The organism is Kribbella sandramycini, assembly GCF_013131805.1.
Taxonomy (GTDB): Bacteria; Actinomycetota; Actinomycetes; order Propionibacteriales; family Kribbellaceae; genus Kribbella; species Kribbella sandramycini.
The window spans coordinates 447,700-459,786 of record NZ_JABJRC010000003.1; the positions used below are offsets into that span (position 1 = coordinate 447,700).

A 12,087-nucleotide genomic window follows, 5' to 3' on the forward strand; every position below is an offset into this window, starting at 1 on the left:
GTCTCATGCCGAAGGATCGTCGGAGCCCCGGACCGGCCCCTCGGGCCGTGCCGTCGGGCGGTCTCGACGAGGTGGATCGCGAGCTGGTCCGGCTGCTCGCCATCGACGGGCGGATGCCGAACAACGCCCTCGCCGAGGCGACCGGGATCGCGCCGTCGACCTGCCTGACCCGGGTCCGCGCGCTGCGCGAACGCGGCGTCATCCGCGGCTTCCACGCCGACGTCGACCTGGGCGCGCTGGGTCAGCCGCTGCAGGCGCTGATCGCGATCCGGATCGGGGCGCACTCTCGCGACGAGATCGACCGCTTCCGGGCGAAGGTCCCGGGGCTACCGGGCGTGTTGTCGTTGTTCCACGTCAGCGGCGCCAACGACTACCTACTGCACGTCGCCGCCTCCACGCCGGACGCACTCCGCGAGTTCGTCCTCGACCACCTGACCGCCGACCCAGCCGTCGCACACGCCGAAACCAGCCTCATCTTCGAACACGTCCGAGGCGCCGAACCAAACCTCACCGGGGTGTAAGCCCGCCGTCCCCTCCCGTTTGCTGGGCCCACCCACGAGCCCGTGGGAGAGCCACCCGCAGACGGTAGGCCCTCCCGACATCTCCTGGGTCAGCCCATCAAACGCGGTCCCACAACCCGCGCCCCGACGCGTTTGCTGGGTCAGCCCACGTCCGTGCGGGGCGGCCAACCGCAGGCAGTGGGCCCACCCACAGGCAGCTGGGTCAGCCCAGCAAAACGCGGTCCCACAACCCGCGCCCCGACGCGTTTGCTGAGTCAGCCCACGTCTGTGCGGGGCGGCCAACCGCAGGCAGTGGGCCCACCCACAGGCAGCTGGGTCAGCCCAGCAAACTGGTGGGTCAGCCCAGGCTGGGCTGGTGGGTTAGCCCATCAAAAGCGGGGGGTGAGGCCCCAGGAATTGGCGAGGGAGTTGAGGGACTCGCGGCGTTCGGTGGGGTTGTGGATGTGGGTGGTGACGATGACTTCGTCGGCGCCGGCGCGGTTGGCGCGGCGGCGGAGGTCGGCGGCTACCTGGTCGGCGGTGCCGACGGAGACCAGGCCGGCCCACTCCTCGACGGCGGCCTTCTCGCCTTCGCTCCACGGGTGGTCCGCGGCTTCTTCGGGTGAGGGCAGCGGGCCGGGGCGGCCGGAGCGCAGCCGCAGCATGGAGAGCGCGTTCGCCTGCGCGAGCTGCTGGGCGCGCTCCTCGGTCTCGCCGACGATCGCGGCCAGCGCGAGGATCGCGCGCGGCTCGGTCTCGTGCTCGAAGTGTTGGTAGTTGGTCTTGTACGCCGAGATCACGCCGGCCGGGTCGAGCGTGCCGAAGTGACCGGCGTACGCGAACCCCGTACCGAGGGCGGCCGCTGCCTGACCGCCGTACGTGCTGGAGCCGAGGATCCAGACCGGCGGGAGCGGGACATCTGACGGCTGCGCCGAGATCGGCTCGAACGGGTGCCCGGCCGGAAAACCCTCGGCGTACGCGCGCAGTTCGGCGTACTGCTCGGTGAAGTCGTCGGCCCCCAGCGCCTCCCGGCTCCGGCGCAGCGCCAGCGCCGTCCGCTGATCGGTCCCCGGCGCCCGACCGAGCCCGAGATCGATCCGATCGGGGTAAAGCCCCGCCAACACCCGGAACGTCTCCGCGACCTTCAACGGCGAGTGGTTCGGCAACATGATCCCGCCCGCCCCCACCCGAATCGTCGACGTGACCCCAGCCACCGCCGCGATCATCACCTCCGGAGTCGAACTCGCCACACTCGGCAAGTTGTGATGCTCGGCCAGCCAGAACCGGTGATACCCGGCCGCCTCCGCCACCCGCGCCAGCTCCAGCGTCTCGTGCAACGCCGCCGAAGGCGCCGTCCCACTAGGCACCGGCGACAGATCAAGCACCGACAAAGGCATCGCTTCGCTACTCACACCACGCCAAACCACCCCAAGCCCGCGCCTATTCCACGCCGACGGCGAGTTGCAGACCACGCGGACGACGGCCGGTTCGGCGGCAGCGGATCGCGGCGGCGGACGGCGGGGACGCACGGCGAGCGACGGACAACTTGCGGCATCACATCGAATCGGCTTGCAGGAACTCCTCTGCGGCCGCTGGATCGGCGAGCAGACGAACGGCCCGGTCGCGACGGCAAACGCGAGCGGGTCCCCGGGCAGGAGTAGGCGGGGGCAAGCGCCGGCGGGAGCGGGGAGCGGGAGCGGGAGCGGAGCGGGAGCGGGGGCACGCAGGCGGGGGCCTAGGACGGGTAAGGGTTTTGGGCGCGGGCTTCGCGGAGGGGGCGGGCCCACCAGGCGAGTTGGGTGAGGAGGGCGGTGGCGGCGGGCGGGGTGGTGGGGTTGGTGGGGTGGCCGGTGGGGGTGAAGTCGGATTCCTGGAAGGTGAGGGTGTCGCGGGTGGTGACGGCGTGGAGTTCGGCGAAGACGAGGCGGAGTTGTTCGGCGGCGCGGAGGCCGCCGGAGCGGCCGCCGTAGACGACGAAGGCGACGGGTTTGGCGTACCAGGGGCGGCGGACGGCGTCGATCGCGGTCTTCAGGTCGCCGGGGTAGGCGTGGTTGTACTCGGCGGTGACGATGACGACGGCGTCCGCCTCGTCGATCCGGTCGGCGAGCTCGGGGTGCGGGACGGCGCTCAGGTCGATCAGGTCGGGTTTGAACTCGTCGGCCTGGTCGACGGCGCGCTCGAACCAGCGGGTGACCACGGTCCCGAACCGCCCGGGTTCGAGGTTGCGGGTCAGCACGGCCAGCCGGAGCGGATGCACAGTCACAACCTGCGACGCTAATACCTCAACCAGACTTGAGGTCAACCCGCCGGATGCCGAGGGTAGCGAAGACCACACCGGCGATCAGCAGGACGCCGACCGCGGCGATCAGCCCGGCCGGCAGCAACCGGGCCAGCAGCAGCAACTGGAGCGCACACCCGCCGGCGACCACCAGCGCGAGCCACAATCCGGCCCGACGGCGCGCGATCAACAGCCCGACCGCGGTCAGCGCCAACAATCCACCGAGCGCCGCGGGGAACCCGACGATGATCAGCAGATAGCCATGCGGATCGCAGCCCGGCGCGCAGGCCGGCGACGCCGCCGCGACCAACTGCAGCACGACGGCGCCCGCCACCAGCAGCGTCGCCACCACATTCGCAACCCACAGCTTCACAGCCACGAAGCTTAGACCGGGCCTACGAAAAAGGGGACACACCAGATAAACTCATGGATTTGTGGCTACCACCGAGAAATATATTCGGGAGCCAATACTGCCGCATTTTATCACAAGGGGTTGGAATTGCCGAATCCGGTCGATGCCGAACAAGCGCACCTCAGCACCTTCTACGCCGCGCTGGACGCCGAGCGCGCGAAGACCGAGCAGCGCACGGCGGACGAACTGCTGATCAGCACCCGGAACGCGCAGGCCCTGAACCAGCGCGACCACCGGATCCGCAACCTCGACAGCCGCCTGTCCCGGCTGAACCGCGCCGAGGAGGGCCTGTACTTCGGCCGCCTGGACGCCGCCGACGGCGAGGTGCTGCACATCGGCCGGCTCGGCCTGCACGACGCCGACTACGAGCCGCTGCTGATCGACTGGCGCGCCCCTGCCGCGCGGCCGTTCTACATCGCGACCGCGGTGGCGAACCAGGGCGTCGTCCGCCGCCGGCACATCCAGACCCGGCTGCGCCGCGTGATCGACGTCCAGGACGAGCAGCTCGATCTCGGCCGCGAGGCCGCCGACCCGTCGAAACCGGGGACGGGCGTGATCGGCGAGGCCGTCCTGCTGAAGGCGCTGGACGCCCGGCGGACCGGCCGGATGGAGTCGATCGTCCAGACCATCCAGGCCGACCAGGACCGAATCATCCGCTCCGAGCTGCCCGGGATCCTCGTCGTCCAGGGCGGTCCGGGCACCGGGAAAACCGCCATCGCGTTGCACCGCGCGGCTTATCTGCTCTACACCCACCGCGAACAACTGGAAAAGCGCGGAATTCTGGTCGTCGGCCCGAATGCGGCATTCCTGCGATTCATCGGCCAGGTGCTCCCGTCGCTAGGTGAGGACGGCGTCCGCCTGGTCACGATCGCCGAGCTCTACCCCGGTCTGACCGCGACCCGGCCCGAGGCGCCGGAGAGCGCCGCGGTGAAGGGCCGGGCCGTGATGGCCCAGGTGATCGCGAAGGCGGTCGCCGATCGGCAGTGGGTGCCGGCCGAGCCCGTCGAGCTGACCGTCGACCGGACGACGCTGACCGTCGACCCGGCGTACGTCGAAGCCGCGCGCGACCGCGCCCGCAGCCGCAACCTGACCCACAACCAGGCGCGGCCCTTCTTCGTCACCGAGCTGATCGACTGGCTCACCAACCAGTACTCCGACCTGATCGGCACCGATCCACTCGACGGCGAGAACCTGCTCGACGAGTACGACCTGGCCGAGCTACGTAAGGAGATCCTCGCCGAGCCGACCGTGCACGCACTGCTCGATCAGCTCTGGCCGCAGCTCAGCCCGCAACAACTCCTCGAAGATCTGTACGGCGACGAGCGACGGCTCGCCGAGGCCGCGCCGCAGCTCTCCGAGCTCGACCGCGAGCACCTCCTCCGCTACGGCGCCGACTGGAGCCCGGCCGACGTCCCCCTGCTCGACGAAGCCGCCGAGCTGCTCGGCGACGACGGCACCGAGGCCGCTCGCGAGCGAGCCGCCCGAGCCCGCGCAGTCGCTTACGCCCAAGGCGCTCTCGATGTGCTGTCGGGCTCGGGCTCGACCGACTTCGACGAGGACGACGACTCCGAGATGCTCACCGCGAAGGACATCCTCGACGCGGCGATGCTGGCCGAGCGCTACGAGGCGGACGACGACCGGACGCTCGCCGAGCGCGCCGGCGCCGACCGGCGGTGGACGTACGGTCACGTGATCGTCGACGAAGCTCAGGAGCTGTCGCCGATGGCCTGGCGGGCGATCGCCCGCCGCTGCCCGCTGCGCTCGATGACCGTCGTCGGCGATGTTGCGCAGACCAGCGCGATCGGCGGCGGCACCAGCTGGTCGAGCGCGCTCGGCGAGACCTTCGGCGACCGTTGGCGGCTGGCCGAGCTGACGCTGAACTACCGCACCCCGGCCGAGGTGATGGAGCTGGCGAACGACGTACTCCGGGAGGTCGACCCGACCGCGAAGACACCGCGCTCGGTCCGCTCGACCGGCGTCCAGCCGTGGCATGCCGATATCCCAGCGGCTGAACAGGCCTTGTACGTCTACAAGCTGGCTTCCGAGGAGACGCAGTACGGCGCGGTCGGCGTCATCACCTCACGCAGCCGGCTGGAGCTGATCCAGGAGGCGGTCGACGGGCTGAGCGGTGTGACCGTGCTGACCGCCCGTGACGCGAAGGGGCTCGAGTTCGACTCCGTCCTGGTCGTCGATCCGGACGGGATCGTCATCGAGTCCCCACGCGGGCTGCGCGATCTGTACGTCGCGCTGACCCGCTGCACTCAGCGTCTCGGAGTGGTCGGCGAGCTGCCCGACGTACTGCGGGAGTCCCGAGCCTGGGCTCAGTGATCGGCGCAGCACTTCTGTTGGTGCTGCAGCTCGAACGGGATGAGCACGTTGCCGGCGGCCGGCTGGAGCTGCAGGACCAGCTGGCCCTCCCGGCGTACCGGCCGGAGGAAGTCGAGTGTGTCGACCAGGCTGTCGTCGGTGATCGGCAGCCCGCCGACAGCTTCCAGATAGTCGATCCCGCACCGGGCACGCAGCTCGGCCGCCGGCAGGACGCCGCGGCCCAGCTCGTGACCCGGCCAGCGGACGACGCGGCCCGCCGTCCCCAAGGCCGCCTCGACTGCAGCGACGTACGCGCCCCGGACGAGCTGGCTCGGCCCGGCCAGTTCCGGCTGGGACGCACCCGGCCGGGTGACGGCCAGACCGGCCTCCCGATCCGCGACCACCGCGCGGATCGGGTCGGCCAGGTCGGCCGCGCTGGTGAGCGAGACCGCGACGTGCGGGCGGTCGCCGCCGGACACCATGTGGGTGCAGGCGACGACCGGCTGGTCCACAGCCGCGAGCAGCTCGTACAGCAAGTGGTCGGCCGCGGCCGTGTCCTTGCTGTTCGCGTCGACGGCGACGATCACTTCGGCAGCACCCAGATCGGGTTCGTGTAGAACCACAGGTCGATCCACGGGTCCGCGTCGCCGACGACGTCGAGCGCCGGCCCGGCCGGGTCGATCGCCGCGCCGTGATACCCGGGCTGGCTGCGATTCCCGTCCGTACCGCGGACCCGTACGTACGACGCCTCCTCGACCCGGCCGAGCGGGTGGACCAGCTCGAAGGTGCCGCGTTTGCCCGAGGTGTCCCACTGCCGGACGACCTTGGTCTGCGGGGCCGCGAAGGTGTCGCGATCCTTGACCGGGCCGGTCACCTTGCCCTGGATGACGTCGACCCGGTTCAGCGCCGGGACGAAGTTCGCCCAGTTCGGCATCGTCTGCGTGGTGACCCGGACGACGAGCTCCACCGGACGGCCCTTGCGGACGACGAGCGCCCCACCAAGGGGTTCGCCGTACCGCTTGCCGACCTCGCGGACCTCGACCTCGACGCCTTTGACGAGCATGCCGTGGTCGACCCAGACCCGGCCGTTGCGCAGGCCCTCCATCAGCGACAGGTAGTCCCGGCGCTCGGAGCCGACGTGGGTGCGGCTGTAGAAGCCGGGCCAGAAGTCGCCGGCGGTGGAGTTGAGCTGGTTGCCGTAGACCGGGTCCATGTAGCGGCCGTCGCGGTCGAACTGCTCCTGGGAGGAGCCGTCCGGGCGGCGGGCGGTCTCGTTCCAGTTCACGTGCGAGTCGGAGTTCGCGCTGATCCACCACGGCTTGCCCTCGGCGAGCAGGCTGTCCCAGAGGCCGCCGACGGTCGCCGTCATCCAGTCGAAACCACCCCAGGTGCGGTAGCTCTCGGCCGGGTACGCCGGGAACGAGTTCGCGTTCGGGGAGTTGCCGTAGAAGCCGCGGGCCGAGGCGCCGCCGATCCCCTTCGGCAGGCCGGCCGCCTGGTGACCGGGCGCACCCTCGAAGCCGACGGCGATCCGCGGGTCGGCGTCGCGCCAGTTCCGGATCTCGTGCGGGCTGTCGATCCCGTTCCGGGCCGGGTGGTTGGCCAGGAACAGCGCGTCGGCGACGCGGCGCTTGTCGACCTGCTGGCCGAGCCACTGGATGCCGGAGACCGCGAGCTGCTCGTTGACCGGGGTGTTGGCGCCGGCATTCTTCACGCTGCCGTCGTAGCTGGTCTCGAACTGCTTCAGGACCTCGACCTCACGATTGCCGGGGGCAACGAAGATCGTGCCGTGCTCGGCGGCCGGGATGTTCCATTCCAGGCCCTGGAAGATCAGCGTGTCGCGCAGCTCGGCGCGGGCGGCCTTGATCTGCGGGTTGACCAGGTCGACGCCGATCCGGGCGTGCGTCGCGCCGCCGTGGTCGGTGATGACCAGCCAGTCCAGGCCGAAGGCGGCCGCGTGCCGGGCCTGGTCGATCACCCGGTACAGGCCGTCCGAGCTGAGCTGGGTGTGGATGTGGTGGTCACCGGCCAGCCAGACGTTGGGGCGGTTGGCGTGGCCGAAGACCCAGCCGTCCTTCGGGGCGTGCGCGGCCGCGACCTGGGCGCCGGTCACCGCGAGCGCCGCCGTCCCGCCGAGGACGCCGGCCGAGCGGAGCAGCGCACGCCGGGAGACCTCGGTCGGCGACAGGTCGCTGTCCGGGACCGACTCGTCGAGCGCGGCCAGCGTCGACGCGTCCAGCTCGGTGTTCGGGTGGTGATGGTCGTGATCGTGACCGTGCCCGTGCCCATGCCCATGACCGTGCCCGTGCCCGTGATCGTGCGAGTGCCCCATCTTTTCCTCCTGACAAAGGGAAATCTCGCGGATCATCACCCCCGTGGATGTCTTCCGGGTGTTGGTTCGGTGAACCGTTCGACGTACCTGCGACCCCGTCGCGGCAACGCAAAACGTCCGCACCGGGCTGGGGAGTCCGGTGCGGACGTGAAGGTGTTTCGGAAATGCTTCTCAGGCGCATTACAGGGGAGAAAGCGGCGGGCAAGTGCGGAGCAGAACGCCAACGCGCACTTGCCCGCCGAAACCGGTGTCTTTCGTGGTCGAGGTGAGGTGCTCGGCCGGCCGTCGTCCGGGTGGGTTGTCTGGTGAGAAACGGAGACGGAAAGACGCCGGGAGTTTTTCTCAGCCCCCTTTTCAGCGGGGTGCTACGTCCCACATGCGCTCGCCGGGCAGGGGGTCGGGGAGCCGGTCGACATTGGGCATCGGGTCGTTGGTGACCCGGAGCCCGGCGAAACGGCGGCTCATGGCGTGGGCGTATCGCTCGGCCAACGCCGGCTCGGCGTTGTAGTCGGCGATCACGTGCTCACCGAACCAGACCCGCACGCGACGGCGCTCGATGGTCTGGGTGGCGGTGGCGGTTGTCACTGGTCCTCCTGGCGTGGTTCTCAAGGGGTGGTCGGCGGAGGAAAAATCGCGGGCGAGCGCGGTGACGATGCGCCGTTTGTGTTCACCGTCACGTCAGATCCAACGGAGCACCTGAGCACTTGGTCACGCCTCGATCTCGATTTGTCCGCCGCCGGGCAAACTTTTTCGGAACCGGCCGGACTCGATTCTTCGAGCACATTTTCGACTGTTCCGTCCGGCCCGCTCGGAGCCCGGATTCACAGCGATTCCTCAGGAACGACACGCCGAGCTGTCGGACGGACTCCGTACGCTGGATCTCGTGACCATCGAAGAGACGGATACGAAGGCGCTGGCGGTTCCCGAGCGGGTGGCCGACGGCGTCGTGGGAGCGGATGTGCCGCCGGCCATGGGGCTCGCGGCGGTGCAGACGGAGCACCTGATCGGAGACGTCGGCGACGCGCTGCGGCTGCTCGACGCGGTCGAGCGAGTCCGTGGTCACGCGCATCCACTCGTCCTCGGCCTGCAGGATGCGGTCGGTCTGAAGATGCCGGCGGCGCTCGTGCTGAGCGCCATCTCGAACGGGCGGGCGACGGCCGCCGGGGTCGCCGAGCAGATCGGGACGACGAGCGCCGAGGCCGAGCTCGCGATCGCGGAGCTGGTCGCGGCGGGCATGGTTCGCGGCGGCGCCGAGCTGGCCGTCACCTCGCTGGGCCAGGCCCGGCTCTCACAGCTGGACGGCCTGACCGTCCGCGTGCTCGACGTCGTCACCGGCATCCTCGGCCCGGACGACGCCGCCCACCTGATCCGCCTGCTGCACACCGTGGCCGACGGCCTGGAGTCCGCAAGCTCGCCCGGCAGTCCGGCGCTACCGCACGTCCTGCTGCAGAACTAGCTGGTCGGGATCGAGTCGTCGTACTTGCCGAGCGGCCCGCGGTAGAGCGCGCCGTTGCGGTACGGCGACTGGTTCGCCACGCAGCCGTGCAGGCCAAGCGTCTGCTGCTGCATGACCGGCGCGGGCTGCCCGGCGCCCGGGCACAGCTGATGCGCGTAGCCGAGCCGATGCCCGGTCTCGTGGTTGATCATGTACTTCCGGTACGTCAGCAGCGGGGCGCCGTAGTTCGGAACGCCGTGCACCCAGCGGGCGATGTTCAGCACGACCCGGTCGCCGATCCGGCAGCTCGTGTAGCGGTCCGGCGCATAACCGCAGTACGTGTCCCGGGTCTCCGGCGTGACGAACATCAGCCGGAAGTCACTGGCCTCCCCCGGCCCGACCTGCTGGAAGCGGAACTTCCCACCCGCGGTCCAGCCGTTGACGGCGCCGTACGTCTCCCGCACGAACTTCGCCAGCGCCGCGTTGTCGATCCCCTTGATCCCGCCCTCGATCGCGATCTGGAACCTGAACAACTTGCCGGAGGCACCGAGTACCTCCCGCTCCGGATCCGCCGGTAACACGGTGAACTTGACCGTCCCGCGGCTCGGATAGGTGATCGCCGGCACCGGCCGCTCGGGCACCTTCGACGCCTGCTCACCACCCATACTCGGCTTCGGCTTCGGCGTGGCGGCAACCGGCCGCTCACTCTCCTGGGTCCGCTCGACAACCGGCTGCTCCGGCTTCGCCGCGCGATCGAACGGGCTGGCCGGCAGCTGATAGACCACGCCGACCCCGACCACCGCCACCGCGGCAAGCCCCACGATCCTGACCCCACTCCAGCGACGCATCCGTTGCTCTCCTCACGACGTCCAGTCGCCTCTTCTTGCCCCCAGCGGCCGAAACCCTTCTCAGCACGGGTGTGCTAAATTGATCGCTGAGAAAACACGCTCGTATCAAAAAAGAGGAGACGCCCGACGATGCGCTGGACGACCGCCCTCGCGACCGCGACCCTGGTCACCGCGAGCTCTGCCCTGGTCGCATCGGCCGCCGACGCGGTCCGGAGTACGCCGTCGCGCGCGAAACTGACCGCCGACGTGAACCGCGACGGCCGCCTGACCGCGGCCGACGACGCCGGCCGCGCCAGCTGGAGCCAGGCCCGCGGCGCGATCTTCCTGCCGAACCTCGACGACGACGGACGCCGCTGCCGGGTCGACCCGGCCGACCTGGAGAAGGCCGGCCGCGCGGTCGACGACAAGCTCGCGGCCTGTCACGACGCGGCCGACGAGCGGATCAACGGCCCCCGCGACGCCGCCGACCTCGCACCGCTCAAGATCGATGCCCTGCGCAACCTTTCGGCAGCCGCCACCGGCACGATGACGATCCGCTCCGGCAACGTCTGGGACTTCGCCGGAGTCCCCACTCCGCGCCCCGCGGGCCGGCTGCTCTACCGCGATCTGCGCGGTCCGGACGTCGGCGTCGTCCAGGAGCTGGCGAAGGCCGCCTCCCCGCAGCTCGACGACCTGCTGAACATGGGCGGCAACATCGAGATGCTCCCGCCGTACGCCGGGTACCCGCACGGCCGGATCGTCTACGGCTCCGGCGAACGCCGTCCGGACCCGGGGTTCATCACGATGGTGACCAGCCAGGGCTACCAACCGCCGATCGTGTACGACGTCTCCTGGCTGATGATCGGTCACGCCGACGAGACCACGCACGTCGTCCGCGCCGACAACGCCCGCGGCTGGACGCTCGCGGTCGCCGATCCGCGACTCGCGATGCGCCTGCTCCACGACGTTCAGCGCCGCGGCGGCGGCAGTCAGCGGCTCTTCGCGGACACCAACTCACCGTCGAAGCCGACCGTCGACGAGATCGTCGCCAACGGCGCCGCGGACAACGAAACCGCGGCGCGACACATCGACGACCAACTGAAGATCCTGCTCACGGCGACCGGCCTCCGCCCCGACGAGCTGGTCCGCCTCCCGGTCCTCTTCGACCGCGTCCCCGGCGCCGAGCTGTACAAGGCGCTGACTCCCGGCCTGGTCAACGGCCTCTCCCTCACCGACCGCCACTTCGCCGCCCCCGACCCCCACGGCCCCAAACTCAACGGCCGCGACCTCTTCCGCCACACCGCCGAACGCGCCCTCGCCCGCAACGGCGTCCGCATCCACTGGGTCGAGAACTTCTTCTGGTCGCACCTCGGCGGCGGCGAAGTCCACTGCGCCACCAACGCGCTTCGAGACACATACAGCACAACCCCCTGGTGGAAAGGAGCCTGAGATGCCTGCCGCGAGCTGGTGATGTCAGAGGTACAGCCGTAAAGCCGGATAGCGCGAGGTCACGAAGCCGAGTTGCTCGTAGAGCGCGAGGCCGTCGGGGGAGGCGTTCAGCTCCACCACTCCCACGGCGGTCTCGTCGCGAAACCAGTCGACCAGCGCGACCACGCAGAGGCGGGCCAGGCCGCGGCGCCGAAACGCCGGCTCGGTGCTGACGTTGTACAGATGCCCACGCAGGGTGGTCGGATCCTTCGGACCCGGCGGGTGCTGGTTCACATGACCGACGGCGTTCGCGACGACACCGGCCGTCGGATCGTCGACGACGTACGCCGCGAAGCTGCCCGGCTGCTCGAGTTGCTCGGCGTACCAGCCCCGGGCGTTCTTGCGCCATTGCGCGTCGGGTCCGCCCGGGTCGGTGCCCATCGCCTCGATCATCAGGCCGCGGAGGTGGACCAGCGCCTCCACGTCGTTCTGGGTGGCTCGGCGTACGTGTGGGGCGGTCATGGGGAGATCCTGCCAACTTTTTGCGGGGATGGGGGATCTAAGGGGC

General features: G+C 70.2%; 12 protein-coding genes. 4 read left to right on the forward strand and 8 right to left on the reverse strand.

The window, feature by feature from the left end; translation table 11 throughout:
* The first annotated feature begins 5 nt into the window (after nt 1-5).
* Nucleotides 6-521 (forward strand): Lrp/AsnC family transcriptional regulator, encoded by a 516-nt coding sequence (locus HPO96_RS15635; protein ID WP_171674170.1) that lies wholly within the window; start codon nt 6-8, stop codon nt 519-521.
* 368 nt (nt 522-889) lie between these two features.
* On the opposite strand, the gene HPO96_RS15640 is transcribed toward HPO96_RS15635, so the two are convergent.
* The 3 genes from HPO96_RS15640 to HPO96_RS15650 all read right to left on the reverse strand — a co-directional run bounded on the left by HPO96_RS15640 (nt 890) and on the right by HPO96_RS15650 (nt 3,151).
* Nucleotides 890-1,897, reverse strand: coding sequence for an LLM class flavin-dependent oxidoreductase (locus HPO96_RS15640; RefSeq protein ID WP_171674171.1), 1,008 nt, complete (start codon nt 1,895-1,897; stop codon nt 890-892).
* A gap of 338 nt (nt 1,898-2,235) precedes the next feature.
* Nucleotides 2,236-2,763 carry an NAD(P)H-dependent oxidoreductase gene (locus tag HPO96_RS15645; protein WP_171674172.1) on the reverse strand — a complete coding sequence of 176 codons (528 nt, stop codon included), beginning with the start codon at nt 2,761-2,763 and terminating at the stop codon, nt 2,236-2,238.
* A 19-nt stretch (nt 2,764-2,782) separates the two neighbouring features.
* Nucleotides 2,783-3,151, reverse strand: coding sequence for a hypothetical protein (locus HPO96_RS15650; RefSeq protein ID WP_171674173.1), 369 nt, complete (start codon nt 3,149-3,151; stop codon nt 2,783-2,785).
* Nucleotides 3,152-3,277: 126 nt separating this feature from the next.
* On the opposite strand from HPO96_RS15650, the gene HPO96_RS15655 reads away from it, so the two are divergent.
* A complete protein-coding gene (locus HPO96_RS15655; protein ID WP_171674174.1) occupies nt 3,278-5,518 on the forward strand; it encodes a HelD family protein in 2,241 nt (746 codons plus the stop codon).
* Here HPO96_RS15655 and HPO96_RS15660 read toward each other — a convergent pair.
* From HPO96_RS15660 to HPO96_RS15670, 3 genes are all read right to left on the reverse strand, one after another.
* Complete coding sequence (locus tag HPO96_RS15660) at nt 5,512-6,120, reverse strand: hypothetical protein (RefSeq protein WP_337796649.1); 609 nt, start codon at nt 6,118-6,120, stop codon at nt 5,512-5,514. The two genes, HPO96_RS15655 and HPO96_RS15660, sit on opposite strands and share 7 nt — an antisense overlap.
* Complete coding sequence (locus HPO96_RS15665) at nt 6,081-7,829, reverse strand: histidinol-phosphatase (RefSeq protein WP_171674175.1); 1,749 nt, start codon at nt 7,827-7,829, stop codon at nt 6,081-6,083. The genes HPO96_RS15660 and HPO96_RS15665 overlap by 40 nt, the downstream gene beginning before the upstream one ends.
* 354 nt (nt 7,830-8,183) lie before the next feature.
* Nucleotides 8,184-8,414 (reverse strand): hypothetical protein, encoded by a 231-nt coding sequence (locus tag HPO96_RS15670; RefSeq protein ID WP_171674176.1) that lies wholly within the window; start codon nt 8,412-8,414, stop codon nt 8,184-8,186.
* Between the two features lie 298 nt (nt 8,415-8,712).
* Here HPO96_RS15670 and HPO96_RS15675 point away from each other — a divergent pair, with 298 nt between their 5' ends.
* Entirely contained in the window at nt 8,713-9,285 is a 573-nt protein-coding gene (locus tag HPO96_RS15675; RefSeq protein WP_171674177.1) for a MarR family transcriptional regulator, read from the forward strand.
* Here HPO96_RS15675 and HPO96_RS15680 read toward each other — a convergent pair.
* On the reverse strand, nt 9,282-10,112 hold the full coding sequence (locus tag HPO96_RS15680; protein WP_238355138.1) for a DUF3152 domain-containing protein: 831 nt from the start codon (nt 10,110-10,112) through the stop codon (nt 9,282-9,284). The two genes, HPO96_RS15675 and HPO96_RS15680, sit on opposite strands and share 4 nt — an antisense overlap.
* A gap of 129 nt (nt 10,113-10,241) precedes the next feature.
* Between HPO96_RS15680 and HPO96_RS15685 the strand changes: the two genes are divergently transcribed.
* On the forward strand, nt 10,242-11,540 hold the full coding sequence (locus tag HPO96_RS15685; protein ID WP_171674178.1) for a protein-arginine deiminase family protein: 1,299 nt from the start codon (nt 10,242-10,244) through the stop codon (nt 11,538-11,540).
* 24 nt (nt 11,541-11,564) lie between these two features.
* Here HPO96_RS15685 and HPO96_RS15690 read toward each other — a convergent pair whose 3' ends face one another.
* Nucleotides 11,565-12,041 carry a GNAT family N-acetyltransferase gene (locus HPO96_RS15690; RefSeq protein ID WP_171674179.1) on the reverse strand — a complete coding sequence of 159 codons (477 nt, stop codon included), beginning with the start codon at nt 12,039-12,041 and terminating at the stop codon, nt 11,565-11,567.
* Nucleotides 12,042-12,087 lie beyond the last annotated feature (46 nt).

Excerpts from the sequence above, each read along its gene's own strand:
- HPO96_RS15635 (WP_171674170.1), top strand. The coding sequence starts at position 6 with ATGCCGAAGGATCGTCGGAGCCCCGGACCGGCCCCTCGGGCCGTGCCG.
- HPO96_RS15640 (WP_171674171.1), bottom strand. The coding sequence starts at position 1,897 with ATGCCTTTGTCGGTGCTTGATCTGTCGCCGGTGCCTAGTGGGACGGCG.
- HPO96_RS15665 (WP_171674175.1), bottom strand. The coding sequence starts at position 7,829 with ATGGGGCACTCGCACGATCACGGGCACGGGCACGGTCATGGGCATGGG.
- HPO96_RS15680 (WP_238355138.1), bottom strand. The coding sequence starts at position 10,112 with ATGCGTCGCTGGAGTGGGGTCAGGATCGTGGGGCTTGCCGCGGTGGCG.
- HPO96_RS15685 (WP_171674178.1), top strand. The coding sequence starts at position 10,242 with ATGCGCTGGACGACCGCCCTCGCGACCGCGACCCTGGTCACCGCGAGC.
- HPO96_RS15690 (WP_171674179.1), bottom strand. The coding sequence starts at position 12,041 with ATGACCGCCCCACACGTACGCCGAGCCACCCAGAACGACGTGGAGGCG.